Source organism: Caulobacter sp. BP25, assembly GCF_002737755.1.
In the GTDB taxonomy this organism is placed as follows: Bacteria; Pseudomonadota; Alphaproteobacteria; order Caulobacterales; family Caulobacteraceae; genus Caulobacter.
In genome coordinates this window covers 334191-352620 of sequence record NZ_PEGH01000017.1, presented here as the reverse complement: position 1 = coordinate 352620, position 18430 = coordinate 334191, and the positions used below count along the sequence as shown (strand labels likewise).

At 67.2% G+C, this 18430-nt stretch carries 22 protein-coding genes; 8 read left to right on the top strand and 14 right to left on the bottom strand.

Annotated features, from left to right (window positions below):
- Positions 1 to 27 precede the first annotated feature (27 nt).
- The gene (locus CSW59_RS11835; RefSeq protein ID WP_099444222.1) at positions 28 to 1113 is read left to right on the top strand and encodes a hypothetical protein; all 1086 of its coding nucleotides are present in this window, start codon (positions 28 to 30) and stop codon (positions 1111 to 1113) included.
- Between the two features lie 6 nt (positions 1114 to 1119).
- Here CSW59_RS11835 and CSW59_RS11830 read toward each other — a convergent pair whose 3' ends face one another.
- The 3 genes from CSW59_RS11830 to chpT form a co-directional block, all read right to left on the bottom strand.
- Positions 1120 to 1950 carry a protein-glutamate O-methyltransferase CheR gene (locus CSW59_RS11830; RefSeq protein WP_099444221.1) on the bottom strand — a complete coding sequence of 277 codons (831 nt, stop codon included), beginning with the start codon at positions 1948 to 1950 and terminating at the stop codon, positions 1120 to 1122.
- Positions 1947 to 2324 (bottom strand): PleD family two-component system response regulator, encoded by a 378-nt coding sequence (locus tag CSW59_RS11825; protein ID WP_201722805.1) that lies wholly within the window; start codon positions 2322 to 2324, stop codon positions 1947 to 1949. The genes CSW59_RS11830 and CSW59_RS11825 overlap by 4 nt, the downstream gene beginning before the upstream one ends.
- 69 nt (positions 2325 to 2393) lie before the next feature.
- Positions 2394 to 3083: a histidine phosphotransferase ChpT gene (chpT, locus tag CSW59_RS11820; protein ID WP_099444220.1), complete on the bottom strand. Its 690-nt coding sequence runs from the start codon at positions 3081 to 3083 to the stop codon at positions 2394 to 2396.
- Between the two features lie 66 nt (positions 3084 to 3149).
- Between chpT and CSW59_RS11815 the strand changes: the two genes are divergently transcribed.
- The 4 genes from CSW59_RS11815 (at position 3150) to rlmN (ending at position 6322) form a co-directional block, all read left to right on the top strand.
- The gene (locus CSW59_RS11815) at positions 3150 to 3338 is read left to right on the top strand and encodes a DUF3553 domain-containing protein (protein WP_099444219.1); all 189 of its coding nucleotides are present in this window, start codon (positions 3150 to 3152) and stop codon (positions 3336 to 3338) included.
- Positions 3335 to 4138, top strand: coding sequence for a 3'(2'),5'-bisphosphate nucleotidase CysQ (gene cysQ, locus CSW59_RS11810; protein WP_099444218.1), 804 nt, complete (start codon positions 3335 to 3337; stop codon positions 4136 to 4138). Before CSW59_RS11815 ends, cysQ begins: the two co-directional genes overlap by 4 nt.
- Positions 4139 to 4219: 81 nt before the next feature.
- Complete coding sequence (locus CSW59_RS11805) at positions 4220 to 5020, top strand: SDR family oxidoreductase (RefSeq protein WP_099444217.1); 801 nt, start codon at positions 4220 to 4222, stop codon at positions 5018 to 5020.
- Between the two features lie 84 nt (positions 5021 to 5104).
- Positions 5105 to 6322, top strand: a complete 1218-nt coding sequence (rlmN, locus tag CSW59_RS11800; RefSeq protein ID WP_099444216.1) for a 23S rRNA (adenine(2503)-C(2))-methyltransferase RlmN — start codon at positions 5105 to 5107, stop codon at positions 6320 to 6322.
- On the opposite strand, the gene CSW59_RS11795 is transcribed toward rlmN, so the two are convergent.
- Positions 6319 to 6654 carry a helix-turn-helix transcriptional regulator gene (locus CSW59_RS11795; protein WP_099444215.1) on the bottom strand — a complete coding sequence of 112 codons (336 nt, stop codon included), beginning with the start codon at positions 6652 to 6654 and terminating at the stop codon, positions 6319 to 6321. The two genes, rlmN and CSW59_RS11795, sit on opposite strands and share 4 nt — an antisense overlap.
- 50 nt (positions 6655 to 6704) lie before the next feature.
- Between CSW59_RS11795 and CSW59_RS11790 the strand changes: the two genes are divergently transcribed.
- The 3 genes from CSW59_RS11790 to CSW59_RS11780 all read left to right on the top strand — a co-directional run bounded on the left by CSW59_RS11790 (position 6705) and on the right by CSW59_RS11780 (position 8520).
- Positions 6705 to 7154, top strand: coding sequence for an SRPBCC domain-containing protein (locus CSW59_RS11790; RefSeq protein WP_099444214.1), 450 nt, complete (start codon positions 6705 to 6707; stop codon positions 7152 to 7154).
- Between the two features lie 85 nt (positions 7155 to 7239).
- The gene (locus CSW59_RS11785) at positions 7240 to 7668 is read left to right on the top strand and encodes a DUF350 domain-containing protein (protein WP_099444213.1); all 429 of its coding nucleotides are present in this window, start codon (positions 7240 to 7242) and stop codon (positions 7666 to 7668) included.
- A gap of 18 nt (positions 7669 to 7686) precedes the next feature.
- Positions 7687 to 8520 (top strand): serine protease, encoded by an 834-nt coding sequence (locus CSW59_RS11780; protein ID WP_099444212.1) that lies wholly within the window; start codon positions 7687 to 7689, stop codon positions 8518 to 8520.
- On the opposite strand, the gene CSW59_RS11775 is transcribed toward CSW59_RS11780, so the two are convergent.
- From CSW59_RS11775 to rdgB, 10 genes are all read right to left on the bottom strand, one after another.
- On the bottom strand, positions 8517 to 10220 hold the full coding sequence (locus CSW59_RS11775) for an MFS transporter (protein WP_099444211.1): 1704 nt from the start codon (positions 10218 to 10220) through the stop codon (positions 8517 to 8519). The genes CSW59_RS11780 and CSW59_RS11775 overlap by 4 nt on opposite strands.
- A gap of 35 nt (positions 10221 to 10255) precedes the next feature.
- Complete coding sequence (locus CSW59_RS11770) at positions 10256 to 11314, bottom strand: response regulator (RefSeq protein ID WP_236632211.1); 1059 nt, start codon at positions 11312 to 11314, stop codon at positions 10256 to 10258.
- Entirely contained in the window at positions 11290 to 11805 is a 516-nt protein-coding gene (locus CSW59_RS21385; protein ID WP_236632210.1) for a HAMP domain-containing sensor histidine kinase, read from the bottom strand. Before CSW59_RS21385 ends, CSW59_RS11770 begins: the two co-directional genes overlap by 25 nt.
- Before the next feature lie 36 nt (positions 11806 to 11841).
- On the bottom strand, positions 11842 to 13374 hold the full coding sequence (locus CSW59_RS11765) for a YifB family Mg chelatase-like AAA ATPase (RefSeq protein ID WP_099444210.1): 1533 nt from the start codon (positions 13372 to 13374) through the stop codon (positions 11842 to 11844).
- A 108-nt stretch (positions 13375 to 13482) separates the two neighbouring features.
- Entirely contained in the window at positions 13483 to 14436 is a 954-nt protein-coding gene (gene gshB / locus CSW59_RS11760; RefSeq protein WP_099444209.1) for a glutathione synthase, read from the bottom strand.
- A 90-nt stretch (positions 14437 to 14526) separates the two neighbouring features.
- Positions 14527 to 15342: a SirB1 family protein gene (locus CSW59_RS11755; RefSeq protein WP_099444208.1), complete on the bottom strand. Its 816-nt coding sequence runs from the start codon at positions 15340 to 15342 to the stop codon at positions 14527 to 14529.
- A complete protein-coding gene (locus CSW59_RS11750) occupies positions 15339 to 15737 on the bottom strand; it encodes a YraN family protein (protein WP_099444207.1) in 399 nt (132 codons plus the stop codon). The genes CSW59_RS11755 and CSW59_RS11750 overlap by 4 nt, the downstream gene beginning before the upstream one ends.
- On the bottom strand, positions 15734 to 16606 hold the full coding sequence (gene rsmI / locus CSW59_RS11745; RefSeq protein WP_099444206.1) for a 16S rRNA (cytidine(1402)-2'-O)-methyltransferase: 873 nt from the start codon (positions 16604 to 16606) through the stop codon (positions 15734 to 15736). The genes CSW59_RS11750 and rsmI overlap by 4 nt, the downstream gene beginning before the upstream one ends.
- A gap of 78 nt (positions 16607 to 16684) precedes the next feature.
- Positions 16685 to 17833 carry a radical SAM family heme chaperone HemW gene (gene hemW, locus CSW59_RS11740; RefSeq protein ID WP_099444205.1) on the bottom strand — a complete coding sequence of 383 codons (1149 nt, stop codon included), beginning with the start codon at positions 17831 to 17833 and terminating at the stop codon, positions 16685 to 16687.
- Positions 17826 to 18428 carry an RdgB/HAM1 family non-canonical purine NTP pyrophosphatase gene (gene rdgB / locus CSW59_RS11735; RefSeq protein ID WP_099444204.1) on the bottom strand — a complete coding sequence of 201 codons (603 nt, stop codon included), beginning with the start codon at positions 18426 to 18428 and terminating at the stop codon, positions 17826 to 17828. The genes hemW and rdgB overlap by 8 nt, the downstream gene beginning before the upstream one ends.
- Between the last annotated feature and the right edge of the window lie 2 nt (positions 18429 to 18430).

The following is an 18430-nucleotide window of genomic DNA, read 5'->3' as shown; positions in this document are numbered from 1 at the left end:
AGACCCTCCGATAGAGGGATCTGTAGATTGTCGAGCGGCGCAGTTTTCATTCATAGCGGCTGGCGTTGTTCGAGCACCTACATATGGCACCGCTTTCGCGCCGCGCCGAACGTTCGCGCCTATTACGAGCCTTGGCACGAACAACTGGCCCGCGTGACCGCTGAGGCGATCCTGGCGGAAACGCCCGAAAATAGTGGTCTGCGGCATCCCGGCGGCAATGAGCCCTATTTGAAGGAATTCGAGGTCGTCCTCGATCCTGCCGGAGGGGTTCGCGGTTTCGACGCGAGCTTCGCGCTAGACCGCTATTGGATCGAACCCGAAGCCAGCGATCTGGCGCAACAGGCCTATGTGCAAGGGCTCATAGACGCCGCGCGAAGCCGGGACGAGATTCCCGTACTGGCTTGCTGCCGCACACTCGGGCGAGCCGGATGGCTCAAGAGGCGTTTTGGTGGATTTCATATCGTCTTGGTGCGCGATCCGATCCAGCAATGGCTGTCCTTCTATTCGCTCCGTCGCCGCCCCAGGCCCACCTATTTCGAGCTTTGCCACTACGTCCTTCTATCGGAGATGACCGCTTGCCGCGTCGCGGCTCGTAGGGTTCTTGGTGGCGATTTCGAGAGCGCAGGATCCCTGGCCCAGCGCCTGGCGGTCGTGCGCCGGAGGTTCAAACGCAGCCCGGCGCGCTTGTCCTTTCAGGTCTTCCTCGCGGTCTGGCTGGCGTCCCACCTGAAGGCCTTACCTCATGCCGATCTCGTTATCGACGTCGACCGGCTGGCGCGCGATCAGGCCTATGCGCGCGACGTCGAGGGGGCCATCGCGGCCGGCTCTGGCCTTAGGCCGGATTTCTCGGATTGTCGCGCGCCGGCTCCGCATGGGATCGCGCCGCCCGTCGAATGGCGCCAGGCGGCGCGCGCCGTCGTGGACGCCATGGACCTGCGTGAGGCAATCGTTGGGCCAGGCGCGCCGCCGATCCTGTTCCGCAAGCTCGCGCCCGCCTTAGCGGCTCTGCCGGACGCGCGAGCCGGAATCACGATGCGAATCGCTGAGGCTCTTGGCGGCTTGATTGGCGGAGCCGCGCTCGCGCGTCTGCAAGCCAGGGTTAGGAGGGCTTGAGAGCGGTCAAGCCGCTGCAGCGGTCCCGATCGTGGGGTCCCGTAGATAGAGGCCGGCGCCGCCTGGCGCGGCCTTGAGGATGTCGCTCAACTCCGAGGCGTCATCCTCTGGGTCCAGCACCAGCACGCCGTCAGACGCCAGGCGCATGGTCAGGCTCCGAACGATCTTGCTCCGAAGGGACGGGACCATGTTCCGCAAGACATTGCGCAGCAGGATGACGTCGAACGCGCCCAGGGCCGAAAGGTCCGACAGCAGATTGATCCGCCGCCAGCGCACCGTCTGGCGGATGCGCGGCGAGATGGTCCAGGTGTCGTCCTGGTTTTCGAAGTATTTGACCAGCATCCGGATTGGCAGGCCGCGCTGGATCTCGAACTGAGTGTAGAGGCCGCTTTGAGCCTTCTCCAGGCACCGCTCCGAAAGGTCCGAGCCGAAGAATTCGAACCGCGCGCCGGGCGCCAGACCGGTGGACTCGGCGGCCGCCATGGCTGCGGAATAGACCTCCTGACCGGTGGCGCAGGCCGCGCTCCAGATCCGCAAAGGCGCGTCACGGCGATGGGAAAGCGAGGGCAAAACACCATCCCGTAGCGCCGCGAAGGCTTCTCGGCCACGGAAGAAGGTCGTCTCGGTGCGGCACAACGACTCAACAACGGCCCAGATCAGCCGTTCTTCGCGTTTGGCGCGAAGTTCGTTGATCAGGGCTTCGATGCTCTCGAAGCCCTCGCGCCGCGCCAGGGGCGTCAGGCGGCTTTCGATCAGATAGGGCTTTTCGACTTCCACCCGCACACCGGCGCGGGCGCGTCCCAGCGCCGCCAGGAGCTCGATGTGCTCGGGGGTCACAGCAGACCCGCCTCGGCGAACTTCGCCTGGATGATGTCGCCGTCGAAGGGCTTCATAATGTACTCGTCCGCGCCGGCGTCGAGCGCCTCGCGGATGCGGGCGACGCTGTTCTCGACCGTGCAGAAAATGACCTTTGGAAAGTCGCCGTCGCGCTCCTTGCGCAGGAGTTTCAGGAACTCAAGGCCGTTCATCACCGGCATGTTCCAATCCAGCAGCACGGCGTCAGGCATGGCCGCGCGACACCAAGCCAAAGCTTCCATGCCGTCGGAAGCCTCGGCGATGTCGAAGCCGATGTCCTCGAGGACTCGGCGGGCGACCTTGCGGATCACCCGGCTGTCGTCGACCACCAGGCAGGTCTTCACGGCGTGCTCCAATCCAGAGAACGACAATGAAGCCTTCTGGTTAAGGAGCGGTTTGCCGAACTTTCGAGCGCGAAGACGGCTCTAGGCGGGCACCCAAGCCGCGACCGAGGCGCGATCTTCGCCGACCTCGGCGGCGATCTGGCCGCCGGCCGCGCGGACCAGGGCGGTCAGGTAGGCCGCCTGCACCCAAGGGCCGCCCAGGCCCTCGGCCAGCGGCTCGCCCTTGAGGCCGGCCAGAACTTCCGGCCGGAGGCGGGCGCGAGGGCCGACCGCCTCGGCGATGATCGAGAAACGCCCGTCGGCGGCGACGCCCTTTACGGTCGCCACGCCGCCCGCCGGCAGAGCGCTGGCGGCGATCTGGGCGATGTTGAGCACAGCCCGGGCGGACGGTTTGTTCATCGCCTGGGGCTCGATCGCCCAGTTCAGCGTCGGGCGCACATGGGCGAAGACGCCTTGCGCCAGCCTTTCGAGTTCCCGGCTGTCGAAATTCTCGGCCGAGGCCGAGGCGCCGAACGCCACGCGGGTGAATTGCAGCAGGTCCGCCAGCTTACGCGCCGATGAGGCGATCAGGTTCATGGCGTCCTCGCGCATGTCCTGGGCGGCGGGGTCTTCCAGCAGGTCTAGGCCCGAGACGATGGCGCTGGCCGGGCTGATGAAGTCGTGGCACAGGCGCGCGGCCAGCATGGCGGCGAAGTCGGGGCCTTGCACATCCGTTTGCGGTAGCGCGGGCGCCGGGGTCGCGGAGGCGGTCTCGGGGACGGTATCGGTCATGGCGCCGGACTCTGCCGTGATTTGAGGCTTTGGCAAACTGGGCCAAGCCTCTACAGGAAGGCCGTTATGGATCCGTTTCTAGAGCCGGGCGTCCTGGTGCGCCATCCCAACCAGCCCGACTGGGGTTTGGGGCAGGTTCAGTCCGTCATCGGACATCGGGTCACCGTCAATTTCGAAGAGGCGGGCAAGCAGATGATCGACGGCCGGCGCGTCCGGCTGGAGTTCGTCGGCGACGACCCCCGGGGACAGGCATGAGCGAGACCGCGACCACTGAACAACTGGCCGACTGGGGCCGCGCCCTTGCCCGGATCACCGAAGAGGCGGCGCTGGTCATCCTGCCGTTCTGGAGGACGGAATTGGCCGTGGCGCAGAAGGCCGATGAGAGCCCGGTCACGGAGGCCGACCGCGCGGGCGAGCGTCTGATCCTTCAACGTCTGGCCGAGACGTTTCCCGGCGTTACGGTGATCTCCGAGGAGCACGCCAGCGAGTTTGGGACGCCCGACGCCGTCGGCTCGCGCTTCTTCCTTGTGGATCCTGTCGACGGCACAAAGGCCTTCGTGCGTGGCGATCCGAACTTCACGGTGAATATCGGTTTGATCGAGAACGGCGTGCCGGTCGCCGGCGCGGTCTGCGCACCGGCCACGGGCGAGGTCTGGTACACGACTGCGGAAGGCGCGGTGAAGCGTTTGGGCTCTGACGGCATGGAGACGCCGGCGCGCATCCGTCCCTGGCCCGCTGGTCAGGCCTTGGGTCTCATCAGCCACACGATGCGCGAGGAGAAGGCCGCCGAACTCGCCGCTCAGTACGGTTTCGACCTCCGCACGGCCATGGATTCGTCGATCAAAATGTGTCGGATCGCCGAAGGTTCGGCCGACATCTATCCGCGGCATGGTCCGACGTCCGAATGGGACACCGCCGCCGCCCACGCGGTGCTGGTCGCGGCCGGCGGTAGCTTCACGCAACCCGACGGCTCGCCCTTCACCTATGGCAAGGCCGACCAGGGGTTCCGCAATGGCTGGTTTGTGGCGCGTGGTGGGGCCGCAGCTTCTGCCTGAGCCTCAAAGGGCGCGCCTTGAATAGAAACGTCGGGCGTGCTGCTCTCCCGGCGAAGTCTTGGCTCTTATCGGATCGACCGCATGGCTCGCCGTCTCGCCCTGATCACCGGCGCTTCCGCCGGCATCGGCGCCGCTTCCGCCCGCATCTACGCTAGCCACGGCTACGATGTGGTCCTGACCGCGCGCCGCGCCGATCGCCTGGAAGCCCTGGCGGCGGAGATCAAGCTGCGCTCGGGCGTCGAGGCCTACGCCGTCGCCGCTGACCTCGCCGAGCCGGCGGGCGTGGACGCGGTGCTCGCCGCCATCGCCGAGCAGGGGCGGGTGATCGACGCACTGGTCAACAACGCCGGCTACGGCTTGCCCGGAACCTATGCGACGACCAGCTGGGCCGACCAGGCGACCTTCTTGCAGGTGATGCTCACCTCGGTCTGCGAAATGACCCACAAGGTGCTGCCGGGCATGGTCGAGCGCCGGTTCGGGCGGATCACCAACGTCGCGTCGCTGGCGGGCCTCGTGCCCGGCGCGGCGGGCCACACTCTGTACGCCGCGACCAAGGGCTTTCTCGTGAAGTTCTCCCAGAGCCTACACCTGGAGAACCTGTCGACCGGCGTGCACGTCAGCGCCCTTTGCCCGGGCTTCACCTATTCGGAATTCCACGACGTCAACGGCACCCGCGCCCAGGTCAGTCAGGGCGTGCCGGACTGGATGTGGCTGGGCGCCGACGAGGTCGCCGCCGCCGGCTATGAGGCCGCCGAGGCCAACCGCCCGATCTGCGTGCCGGGCTCGCCCAACAAGGCGATCGCGGCTGTGGCCAAGGTCCTGCCCGACGACTGGGCCTTGGCCCTGATGGCCGATCAAGGCGGCCGGTTCCGGAGGGTCTGACGGGGCGCGACGCCTGGTCCTTTTGGAAAACCGGTCCGGACCTGCTATATATCCGCCTCGACCCCCGAAGATCCGGACATCCCCTTGAGCGTCACCCTCGACCTGTCGCGCGTCTCGTCTGACGCCGCGCCCGCAACCCCCGTCACCAAGTCGCTGCTCAACCTGTCGGGCCTCACGCGCTCGCAGCTGGTCGCTGCTCTGGTCGAGAGCGGCGTGGTCGAGCACGGCAAGGCCAAGATGCGGGCGACCCAGATCTTCCGCTGGATGCATCATCGGGGCGTCACCGACTTCGCGGCCATGAGCGACGTGGCCAAGGAAACCCGCGCTCGCCTCGCCGAGGCCTTCACGATCGCGCGGCCCGAGATCGTCGAGCGCCAGGTCAGCCAGGACGGCACCCGCAAGTGGCTGATCCGCATGGCGCCGGGCATCGAGGTCGAGAGCGTCTTCATCCCCGGCGTCGGCCGTGCCGGCGCCCTTTGCGTTTCCAGCCAGGTCGGCTGCACGCTGAACTGCAGCTTCTGCCACACCGGCACCCAGCCGCTGGTCCGCAACCTGACGGCGGCCGAGATCGTCGCCCAGGTTCAGGTGGCCAAGGACGATCTGGGCGAATGGCCGTCCGACAAGGAGGACCGCCAGCTCTCGAACATCGTGTTCATGGGCATGGGCGAGCCGCTCTACAATCTGGGCCAGGTCGCCGACGCGATCGAGATCATCAGCGACAACGAGGGCATCGGCATCTCACGCCGCCGGATCACGGTCTCGACCTCGGGCGTCGTGCCGATGCTGGAGAAGCTGGGCTCGACAACCCAGGCCATGCTGGCGATCAGCCTGCACGCCACCAATGACGCTCTGCGCGACGTGCTGGTGCCGCTGAACAAGAAGTATCCGATCGCCGAGCTGATGGCCGGCATCCGCGCCTATCCTGGCTTGTCGAACGCCCGCCGGGTCACCTTTGAGTACGTGATGCTGAAGGGCGTCAACGACAGCCCGGCCGAGGCCCGCGCGCTCGTGAACCTGATCAAGGGCATTCCCGCCAAGATCAATCTGATCCCGTTCAACCCCTGGCCGGGCAGCGACTACCAGTGCTCGGACTGGGCGACAATCGAGGCCTTCGCCGCGATCCTCAACAAGGCTGGCTATTCCTCGCCGATCCGCACGCCGCGCGGCCGCGACATCCTCGCCGCCTGCGGCCAGCTGAAAAGCGAGAGCGAGAAGGTCCGCGCGTCGGCCCTGCGCAAGCTGTCGCTGGCGGCGATGGCAGGCGTGCTGAGCGAGGATGACGAGGACGAGGCGGCAGCCTAGGCCTCCTCGATCTCCTCCACCGTCTTTTTCAGCCGGCTGAGCATGCTCGCCGCATAGACCGCGTAGGGCCCGATCCAGCGTTCGTGGATGGCGTGGATCGGCAAGGCGTCCAGGTGGTTCCACCGCTCGCGCCCGCGCCGTTCGGCCACGACCAGCCCGGCCTCTTCCAGAACGCCCAGGTGTTGCATCACCGTGCAGCGGTCCAGCGCGGGGAAGCGGGCGCACAGCATGCCCGTCGTCAGAGGCTCGGCCTTCAACAGATCCAGCATGGCGCGGCGGACGCGATGCCCCAGCGCCTTGAAGATCAGGTCGGCTTCGTCCTCGCTTGACATGTTATAAACATATAACACATGGTCGCGACCATCAAGGATGGAGAGCCTCCATGTCCCACGCGTTCACCGTTAGCGGCCGGATCGCCAAACCGGTCACCGAGGTTTTCGAGGCTGTCGTCGATCCCAAGAAGCTCTCGGGCTACTTCACGACGGGCGGCGCGCGGGGGCGGCTGGAAACCGGCGCGACGGTCACTTGGGACTTCCACGATTTCCCTGGGGCGTTCCCGGTCGAGGTTGTCGAGGTCGTACCGAACGAGAAGATCGTTCTTCGCTGGGGCGCCTCGGAGCCTGGCGCGACCTACAAGACGACGGTCACCATGACCTTCGCCGACACCGGAGACGGGCGCACCCTCGTGAAGATCCATGAAGCCGGCTGGAGCGAAACCCCGGCGGGAGAAAAGGCCGCGTTCGGCAACTGCGAGGGTTGGACCGGCATGCTCTGCGCCCTGAAGGTCTTCGTCGAACACGGCCTTAATTTGCGGGACGGCTTCTACAAGTAATTGGCCAACGCACGCGCCCCCTACGCAAGCCTTGGCCTGCCGTGCTAGTCAGTGAACCGCACCTTTCCGGGGGTAGTCCGCGTCCATGCCGTCCCAGCTCCAGTCGCCCGAGGTCCAGGCCTTCGCCACCGGCTTTCCCGTCACCCTGCTGCACGCGGGCGTGACGCTGATCATGCTGATCCTCGGCGCGGCGCTCTACGCGCTGATGACGCCGCACAAGGAAATCACCCTGATCCGCGAGGGTAACTCGGCGGCCGCGCTGTCGCTGGGTGGGGTCATGGTCGGGCTGGCCATTCCGCTGGCCGTGTCCCTGAGCGCCGCGACGTCGGTGGTCGAGATCGTCATCTGGGGAGCCGCGACCACGGCGGTCCAGCTCCTGGTCTTCCGCTGCACCGATATGGTCCTGAAGGGCTTGCCTGAACGCATCCAGGACGGCGAGATTTCGGCCGCAGCCCTTCTGGTTGGCGCCAAGCTTTCGACGGCCCTGATCCTCGCCGCCGCCGTGGCGGGCTGAGCGGACGCGGGGCGTCCCATGCATTTCCCCAAGCTTCCCGATTGGCTGGTGTATGCGGTGGTGGTCAGCGCTCTGCTGGTCGTCGCCGTGGGCCGTCAGGAGCGATCCGACGCGCCCCCGCCCCCGCCCCCGGTGCCTGGTGAGGAGGGGCTGCCGCTGGGACCGTCTTCGCCCTTTGACCCCTCCATCGTGGTTCAGGTGCCCGAGCGGCCTGAGCCGGGGTCGGGCACCGCCTTCTCGATCGGCGACGATGGCGCCTGGCTGACCGCCCGCCACGTGGTCGACGGCTGCAAGCAGGCCGCGATCGTGGTCGCCGATGGGCGAGGCGTGGCGGCCAAGGTCCATGTCGATCCGCGCGCGGATGCGGCCATCCTGACCACCGAGGGCGGCGCGCCCGCCGTGCCTCTTGGCATCGACCAACCGTTGCGGCGGGGCGCTCGCGCCTATCATCCAGGCTTCCCGCAGGGCCATCCGGGCGAAGCGGCTTCGCGACTGCTGGGGCGCGAGAACCTGGTGGTCCATGGTCGCGGGGCGCGCACCGAACCTGTTCTGGTCTGGGCCGAGGTCGGGCGGACCGACACCCTGAAGGGGACTCTGTCGGGCCTGTCAGGCGCGCCGGCGCTGGACGCGGCGGGACGAGTGATCGGGGTCACGGTCGCCGAGGCCCCGCGCCGAGGGCGCATCTATACGACCGCGCCGGAAACCCTGAAGACGTTGCTCGGCTCGCGACGCCGCCCGTCGCCATCCGAATTCGCGCCCAGCGAGCCGATCACCACCGAGAACTATGGCCGCGTGGCCGACGGCCTGCGCCGCGAGCTACGCGTGGCCCAGGTGGTGTGTCTGGCGGTTTAGGCTGACGCCGGCTTTGCGCCCTGAATCCTATCCTGCCGCGCGGCGACCAGGAACGACAGCACGATGGCCACGACGCCGATCAGGGCGGTGTAGATGAAGAAGGCGGTGTAGCCCGCCGCCATGGCCGGGGCGCTGACGCCCAGCTTGGCGCCGGCGGCGGTGAAGCTCTCCGGCGGCAAGCGGGTGAATAAAGCCTTCAGCGCGCTGATCGGCCCGCCCTGCTCTGCGGCCTTGGCCGAGGCCTCAACGATCCGGCCCGATTGCGAGGCGATCAGCTTGCCGGGCAGGGCGTATAGCGACGAGAACAGCGCGTACTGGGTCGCCGTGAAGCCGGCGGTGGTCAGGCTGGACATGTAGGCGATCAGCGCCGTCCCCGCGACGCCGCCGGCCAGATTGTCCAGGCAGATCGAGATGAAAAGCATGCCGGTATCGTGTCCGCTCATCGCCAGCAGGACGAACATCAGGTTGCTGAGGGGCTGGGCGAACGCGCCGATGACCAGGGCCCTCATCAAGCCCAGGCGCGCGACCACCACCCCGCCCAGGAACACGCCGATCATCGAGGCGATGATGCCGAAGACCTTCCGGATCTCGGCGATCTCGGTAAGCGAGAACCCCATGTCGCGATAGAACGGGTTCATGATGTTCAGCACGAAATCCGAGACCCGATAGACGCAGATCGCCGCCAGGATCAGCCCGGCGACGCCGTGGAAGCGGGTGAGGAAGTCCTTGAGGGGCGAACCCAGGGCCGTCGACAGATAGACGCCAGGCTTGGTCGAGACCTTCGGGATCGGGGAGGCGGCCACCGCGACGATCGCCAGGCCGGCGATGATGCCCATGAGCTGAAGCCAGACGCCGTTTGGCTTGGCGGTCCACGCGTCGGCGAGGGCGGGGCTGCCGACGATCTTCGAGAGCAGGCTCGCGTCGCCCGACAGGCCCGAGCCGATCAGCAGGGCGCCCGCCAGGAGAATGGTCAGTCGCGCCAGCCACTCGCCAAGCTCCAAAGGCCGGGCCTGGGTCACGCCCTCGGCATGGATGGGGCGGATCGTATGGGCGGCTTCACGCGGCGCCAGTAGGGTTGCCAGCACGCCGATCAGCACCGCCAGGGCCATGAAAAGGTAGGAGATGTTCCAATTGAAGTGCTCGGCCAGCAGCAGCGGGACGGCGCCGGCGATGATCATCGCGCCGCGATAGCCCCACTGCACCGCCACGGCCATCTGCCCCTGACGCTCGGTGTCGACCACCTCGATCCGCCAGGCGTCGATAACGATGTCCTGAGTGGCGGTCGCGAAGCCGGTGATCACGGCGGCCAGCGCCATCAGGCCTAGATTCGCGGCGGGGTCGATCGCCGAGATCGAGAGCAGGCCCAAGATGATCGTCGCCTGGCAGGCCAGCATCCAGGCTCGTCGATGACCCAGCAGGCCGTGCAGGAACGGAATTCTGGCGCGGTCGACCAGCGGAGCCCAAAGGAACTTGAACGAGAACGACAGGGTCGCCAGGCTGAAAAAGCCGATCACGGTCAGTGATAGGCCCGCGTCCCGCAGCCACAGCGAGAGCGTGTCGAAGATCAGCATGTAGGGCAGGCCGGAGGCGAAGCCGAGGCCCAGCATCACCAGGCTGCGCCGCTCGCCGAAGAAGGCCAGCGTCTGAAGCAGGCTCTTTTTCTCGGGCTTGGCCTTGGCGTCCTTGGTGTGCTCGGTCATGCGGCGGATTCCCCGGCGAGGGGACCGCCCCCGCTTCAGCCGGCGACCTTGGATCGCGTCGCGCTTTTCGTCCAGCCAGCGCCCGCCACGCCAGAAGTCGTCCAGCGGGTCAGCACATCCCGGAGGGCTTCCTGGGTGAGCGGCTTGACCAGGAAGTCGTCCATCCCGGCGGCCAGGCAGGCGCGTTTGTCTTCGTCGAACGCATCGGCGGTCAGAGCGGCGATCGGAGCGGCGACTGCCTTGCTCCGCAGCGTCTTGGCGGCCTCGACGCCGGACATGCCGGGCATGCGCAAGTCCATCAGGATCAGGTCGTACGATCCCGACACCGCAGCGGCGATCGCCTGCGCGCCGTCGGCGACGCGATCGACCTTGCAGCCTTCGCGCTCCAGCAGGGTGCGGGCCAGCAAGGCGTTGATCGGATTGTCCTCGGCCAGCAAAACCCTAACGCCGTGAGCCACGGCGCCGGCGATACGGTCGTCGTCATGGTGAGGGCTGGGGCCTGGCGCGGCGTCGGCGACGTCGGCCTGCAGGACCTGCGCCACCAACGAGGCTGTTCGCAGCGGCTTGATCAGGTAGCCGCTGAAGCCGGCCGACTTTAATGGGGCGATGCGGTCGCGTTGCCCGGGCGTCAGCAATACCACGGCCTTGCGGCCCGCTGGCGGCTTGAGCCCACCCCTAGCAGACGAAAGGGCCGCGTCGATCAACAGGACGGTGTCCGCTGGCGCGCCGTTCAAGCCGGCGTTGATATCGACGGCGGTGAAGGCTCGGCCGCCAGCCGCCTCGATCTGCCGGGCCGTGGCGATCCGAACAATCGCGTTGGGTGAAACGATGGCCACATTTCGCCCGGCTAGAGGGGCGTCGCGCGTTGCGGGGGTGGTGGTCGCGAACGGCGCTTCGAACCAGAACTCGGCGCCGTGTCCAACGTCGCCGCCAACGCCCACCTCGCCGCCCATCGCCGTGGCTAGGCGCGAGACGATGGCGAGACCCAGGCCCGCGCCGCCGAGCTGGGTGCTATGGGTAATGTCGGTCTGGACGAACGCTTCAAAAATGCGGGCGCGGGCTTCGGGCGCTACGCCCGGCCCGGTGTCGGCCACCGAGAAGCGTATGCGACCGTTCTCCCCGCCGAGGCCGAGAGCAGGACGCCGCCGGCTTCCGTGAACTTCACGGCGTTGCCGGCGAAATTGAGCAGGATCTGCCGCAGACGGCCTTCATCGGCATGGATCGTGGGCAGAGGTGCGGTCAGGGCCCAGGCGATCTCCACGCCCTTTTCGTGAGCGCGGGGGCTCATCAGTTCGGCGACCTGGCGCAGCAGGCTCTCAATATCGACAGGCGCGAGGCTCAGTTCAATGGAGGCCGCGCCCAGGCGGGCGAAGTGCAGGACGTCATTGACCAGAGACAGAAGGTGGTCGCCGCTTTCACGGAGGGCGATGACATAGGACCGCTGTTCGGCCGTCAGCTTGGTGTTCTCGAGCAGGCGCGCCATACCCAGCACGCCGTTCAGCGGCGTGCGGAACTCATGGCTCAGGGTGGCCAGCTGCTCGGGCGTGACGCCGGGTCGCCCACTCGTCGCTTTGGGGTCGCTCATGAGGCGCGACCTTAGCCGGAGCCAATTAACGGGGGGTCAACCCTGTAGGGCCTCCTCGCCGACAGCTGCAGTGCGACGATAGGCCAGCGCTTCCGCCACATGCAAGCGCCGCACGGTGTCTGCGCCTTCGAGATCGGCGATGGTTCGCGCCAGGCGCAGGACGCGCGTCCACCCCCGGGCGCTGATGCGTCCCGCCTCGGCGGCGCGCGCCAGAAGAGCGCGGCCGGACTCGTCCAGCCCTGTGATCCGTTCGAGGAAGGCGCCTTCGGCTCTGCCATTCAGCGCCTCGCCGCCGTCGAGATCGGCGGCGCGATCCGCCTGAAGCCGGCGCGCGCGGGCGACCCGAGCGGCGACTTCGGCGGAGCCTTCAGACGGCGGCGGCAATGAAAGATCGGCGGCTGTCACGGCGGGCATGTCCACCGCAAGGTCGATCCGGTCCATCAGGGGGCCGGACACCCGGCCCTGATAGTCCTTCTGGCAGCGGGGCGCCTTGCCGCAAGCGCCGCGCCCCGCGCCGCCGTGACCGCAGCGGCAAGGGTTCATCGCCGCTATCAGTTGTACGCGGGCTGGGTAACGGACGTGGGCGTTGGCCCGGGCGACCATGACCTCGCCCGTTTCCAAGGGCGCGCGCAGGCTGTCGAGAGCCTGGACGCCGAACTCTGGCAGCTCATCGAGGAACAGTACGCCGTTGTGGGCTAGCGACACCTCACCTGGCTTGGCGCGATGGCCGCCTCCTGTCAGGGCGGCCATGCTGGCGCTGTGATGCGGCGCACGAAAAGGGCGAGCGCGGCTCAATGTACCGCGGGCGATCAGCCCGGCCACCGAGTGGACCATCGAGGTCTCTAGCAACTCCTTGGAGGTCAGCGGAGGCAGAAGGCCAGGAAGGCGTTGGGCCAGCATGGACTTACCTGAACCTGGCGGACCGCAGAACAGGAGATTGTGGCCACCGGCGGCGGCGATCTCCAGGGCGCGCTTGGCATGTTCCTGGCCCTTCACGTCGCGAAGGTCCTTGGGGCGCTCCCCTTCGACGATTGGGCCTGGGGTGGGCGCCGACAGGACTTGGCTGCCCCGGAAGTGATTGATCAGCGACACCAGGGAGCGTGGCGCCAGGATGCGAGTTCCGCCGGCCCAGGCTGCCTCGGGTCCTGACGCCTCCGGGCAAATCAGTCCAAGGTCGATGGCGCCCGCCGCCATGGCGGCGGGAAGCGCGCCAGCGGCGGGAACGATCCGGCCGTCCAGCGACAGCTCGCCCATCGCCGCCCAGCCATCGAGGGCGTCTAGTGGGATGACGCCCAGCGCCGCCATGACCGCCAGCGCGATCGGAAGATCGAAATGGGTACCTTCTTTGGGCATATCGGCCGGCGCCAGATTGGCGACGATGCGCTTGCCGGGGAGGGACAGGCCCAGGCCCGCGAAGGCGCCTCGGACCCGCTCCCGGCTCTCGGCCACCGCCTTGTCGGCCAAGCCGACGACGACGAAGGCATGCTGGCCAGTCGTCAGCTGGACCTCGACGTCCACCCTTCGCGCCTCGACGCCCTCGAATGCCACTGTGACGACTCTGGCCGCCATGCCCCTGCCTTGCGGATGATAGATTTATCCACAACTTGCAGCATAGCTTGAGGGGAGTAGCAAGAACGAAAAACGAACGTTTCGGGAAAATCCGAGAGTTTGAAAAATCTACCCACGGACTCCGCGAATGTCCTCGATGCGATCCCAAAGTACAGCCGCTGCGTTCAAGCCGCTGAAGCGCAAGAGCTGTTGGGCTCCGGTCGGTGACGTGACGTTGATTTCAGTCAGGTACTCGCCGATCACGTCGATGCCGACAAAGATCAGTCCACGGCGTTTCAATTCCGGCCCGATGATCTTGCAGAGTTCGATGTCGCGGGCGGTCAGCTCCACGGCTTCGGCGCGGCCGCCGACGCGGAGATTTGAGCGGACTTGGCCGTCGGCTGGTATGCGGTTGATCGCGCCGACGGGTTCGCCATCGACCAGCAAGACGCGCTTGTCCCCCTTGCTGACCGCTGGGACGAACTTCTGGGCGATGACCTGTTCTCGGCCGATCATGGCGTGTAGCTCAAGCAACGCGTCGAGGTTCGGGTCGTCCTTCAGCAAGCGCGCCACGCCCGAGCCGCCGCCGCCGTAGAGCGGCTTGAGCACGATGTCGCCGTGGCGAGCGCGGAAGTCGTAGATGGCTTCGTGGTCGCTAGTGATCAGCGTCGGCGGCTGGACGCCAGGAAAGTCCGTGACGAACAGCTTCTCCGGCGCATTTCGCACTTCGGCCGGGTTGTTCACCACCAGGGTGTGGGGGTGCACCTTCTCCAGGAAGTGGGTCGCGGTGATGTAGGCCATGTCGAACGGCGGGTCCTGGCGCATTAGCACCACGTCTACATCGTCCTTCATATCCAGCAGGACAGGCTCGCCGAGCCTGGCATGGGCTCCCTTCTCGGCGAAGACCTCCAGGGGCTGGGCGCGGGCGAAGACGCGGCCGTCCTCCAGTGACAGCTTGTCGGGGGTATAAAACCAGAGCCTATGACCCCGGCTCTGAGCCTCCATCATCATCATGAAGGTCGTGTCGGTGTCGATGTTGATCCCCAGGACGGGATCCATCTGGACGGCGACTCGCAGCGACATAGGGGCTCCTGGGGTTCTTCCGGGCGTCTGGACGAGACGGCTTAGTTAGGTGTTCTTGTGCGCGGCTCCAACCAAGAAGCCGCCCTGTCGTCAGTTCAGCCTCAGGCGCATCCGCTCGCGCGCGGCCCGAGCCGCCATCGCAGCCCCGCCATCCAGCACCTGGGCGCGAGACAACGCCTGCAAGGCGCCGGCCAAAGCGCCTTGGCCTTCGCGCGCCGCCGCGACGTCCAGCCAGGGGCGATGGTCGTTGGGGTTCAGCAGGGCCCGGCGCAGGGCGGAGCGTTCGGCGCGCACCCAGTCCTTGGCCTGCTGGGCGCGGGCGAAGATGTTGTTCTGCAGACGGATCAGGACGGCCCGGTCCGAAATGGGCGCCATCAGCAGCTCAAGCCGCGCGGCGACATCCGGCATCAGACCCGTGCGCAAAGCCCGGCGTGAAAGCTCGGAGGGAAGCACGACGCGACCTTCGCTGAAGGGGTCCAGCGCCAGCGGCCCCTCATCGGTCTCGATACGCAGAAGGAAATGGCCGGGGAAGTCGACGCCATGGACCTCCAGCCCCACGGCGCGAGCCGCGTGCAAATAGAAGACGCCCAAGGCCACGGGCAGTCCCTTGCGCCTCTGAGCAATGGCGATGACGTCTGCGTTGTCGGGATGGTCGTAGGTCAGCACGTCGCCGGTCAGACGAAGATCGCCGGCCAGCGCTTCAGCGATCGCCTCTTCGGGTGACTCCGACTCCACGCGTAGGCGAAGGCGTTCAACGGCCTCGGCGGCGAGGGCTGTGGTCGCCGAGGTGTCGCGACTGGGGTCGTCATGCGCGGCGCAGGCTAGCGCCGCCTCGAAAAGCGGAAAGCTATCGTCTGGGCCTTCACCCGCTCGAGTGAGGATCTCTTCGGCTTCGTCGCGCGTCATGCGGAACGGCCTTGGGAGAGCTCGGCGCTCCAGGCGTCGGGTAGGTGGCGCGGGACTCGACCGGGAGACAGGGCGATCAGATCAAGACGTGTCTCAAGCGCGCGCAAACCAGTTCTGTGCGCGCTCAAATGGGCGGCGGCGCGACGCAATCGGTCCCGCTGTGTGGGTGTCACGGCGTCCAGGGCATCCTCGATGGTGGCCCGCTGCTTGACCTCTACAACGGCCAGGACGCCGCCGCGTTGCGCCAGAAGGTCGATTTCCCCAAGCGGCGTCGCCAGGCGGAACCCCAGGATGCGGTAGCCCTTGGCCATCAGCCACAGCGCGGCCAGGACCTCTGATCGGCGACCGATCTTGCGCGCTGCGGCGCCTCGAACCTGGCGCGCGCTAGCCGTCATCCCGCCGCCTCCTTGAGCGCCAGCGCCTGACGATAGAGGTCCTTGCGCGACAGGCCGAAAGCTTTGGCCACTTCGGACGCGGCCTCGCCAAGCGGAAGTCGGCCGAGGGCCTCGCGAAGGGCGGCTTCGACATCGTCCGCGCTGGCGGCCTTTTCCACGCCAGGTCCGACGATGATAGCGATTTCGCCCTTGGGAGCCTCGAAACGCGGATCGGCCGCAAGCTCGGGCAAACTTCCTCGCACGCAGGTCTCGTAGAGCTTGGTCAGTTCCCTACAGACCGCCGCGGGGCGCGGGCCAAATACGGCGGCCATGTCCGCCAGGCAGTCGGCGACGCGTGACGCGCCCTCGTAGAAGATCAGCGTCGCCCTCACATTGCAGAATTCTTCCAGGAACGTGCGCCGAGCAGCACTTTTCGGCGGCGGGAAGCCAGCGAATAGGAAGCGATCCGTGGGCAAGCCGGCCAGGGTCAGCGCGGCCAACGCCGCTGAGGCGCCAGGAATCGGGATTACCGTATGGCCCGCCGCTATGGCGTCGCGCGCCAGGCGATAGCCTGGATCGGACACCATCGGCGTTCCCGCGTCCGACACCAGGGCGACCCGTTCGCCGGCCTCAAGGCGTTCGAGGATGCCAGGGATCGCGCGTTCGGCGACATGCTCATCGTGGCGCTCAAGCCGCGTGCGTATGCCGTAGGCCGACAGCAGCTTTCCAGTAACGCGGGTGTCTTCGGCCAGCAGCACGTCGCAGCCCGCCAGGACGTCCAGCGCGCGCAAGGTTATGTCGCGCAGATTGCCGATCGGCGTCGCCACCAAGTAAAGCCCAGTCGCGAGCGGCGCGTCCGACAGGGCTGGCGGGGGGAGCTGACGGCTCAAATCACACGTCCTTAGAATATCGCTCAATCTTAGTTGGTATCGCTTGCCCGCGCTAAACCCTCGCGGGCCATACTCATATCAGGTCGCGAGCATGCCTGTCAGCCGATCCAGAACCAGGCGTCCCGCGCGGGTCGCCCGCAAACGATTGGGATCGTCGACCAGCAGGCCTGCTTCGATGAGGTCGCGGACCTTGGGCTGGGCCGATGATAGACCCAGAGGGGCCAGTTCGACGAACGTCACGCCTGCGTCGATTCGGAGGCCCAGCACCAAGCGCTCCTCGGCGGCCTCCTCGGGCGTCAGTATTTCTCGCGTGAAGCCAAGACCCGTTTCCTGGACGGCGGCGATGTAGTCGGTGATGGCGCGATGCGCGGTGGTGGCCGCGCGCCCTTCGGGCAGAGCGAGCCGCCCGTGGGCTCCGGGACCGACGCCGACGTAGTCCACTCCCCGCCAGTAGACGAGATTGTGCCGGGACCGCGCCGCCTCGCCCCGAGCGTGGTTCGACACCTCGTAGGCGTCGAAGCCAGCCCCTTCGAGGACTTCCTGGGTCGTCTCGAAGAGCGTGGCGGCAAGGTCTTCGTCCGGGACCTTCAGCGTTCCCCGCCCGACCGCGCGGTCGAAGGCAGTCCCCGCTTCGATGGTCAGCTGATAGGGCGAGATGTGCTCGGGGCCCGCCGTCAGGGCCTCGGCCAGTTCGGACCGCCACGCGGTGTCCGTCTGGCCGGGTCGGGCGTAGATGAGGTCGATCGAGAGTCTTGGAAAGGCCCGGGCGGCCGCAGACATGGCCCGCCGAGCCGCTCCAGCGTCGTGGTTTCGCCCAAGCATCTTCAAGGCCTCGTCGTCCAGCGCTTGGACGCCCAGGGAAAGTCGCTGGACGCCAGCATCGGCCAAGGCCGCGAAGCGATCGGCCTCGGCGTCGGTCGGATTGGCTTCGAGGCTGATCTCCAGGTCGCTAGCGGGCGACCAGAGGCGCCTTGCCGTCTCTATGACCCGCGCGACCTGGGCGGGATCCATCAGCGATGGGGTTCCTCCGCCGAAGAAGATCGACAGCACGCTTCGCTCGCCTGTCAGCGCGCGCTGGGCCTCCAAGTCGGCGACGATGGCGTCGGCCAGCGCTGCCTGCTCCTGGCTCCGCCCGCGATCGCGCACGACGTTGAAGTCGCAGTAAGGGCAAATGCGCGCGCAATAGGGCCAGTGCACGTAGACGCCCAGCGGGGCGAGATCACTCAAACAGAGCCGCCTTCAGCTTGGCGAAGGCGCGGGCGCGGTGGCTCATGGCGTCCTTCGCCGCGGGCTCCATCTCACCGAAGGTCGTCGTATGACCTTCCGGAACGAAGATCGGATCGTAGCCGAAGCCCCGATCGCCGCGCGGCGGGAAGGTCAGGGTCCCGTCGATGCGCCCCTCGACCACAACCGCTGGCCCGTGGGGCCAGGCTACGGCCAGGGCCGAGGTGAACCAGGCCGAGCGATCGTCCGAACCGGTCTCTTCCAGTCGTTCCTCTACCTTGCGCATGGCCGCAGCGAAGTCCTTGCCCGGGCCCGCCCAGCGGGCCGAGTAGACGCCAGGAGAGCCGTCAAGCGCCGCGACCGACAGGCCGGAGTCGTCGGCCAAGGCGACGAGTCCCGAGCGATCGGCGGCATGGCGGGCCTTCAAGAGGGCGTTGCCGACAAAGGTGCTTTCGGTCTCGTCCGGCTCAGGCAAGCCCAGCTGACCGGCGGTGACGATTTCGAAGCGACCATCCAGAAGGGCCATGATCTCGGGGACCTTGCCAGGATTGTGGGTGGCGGCCACAAGCTTCGCTCCCATCTCAAGCTTCAGCGCCATTC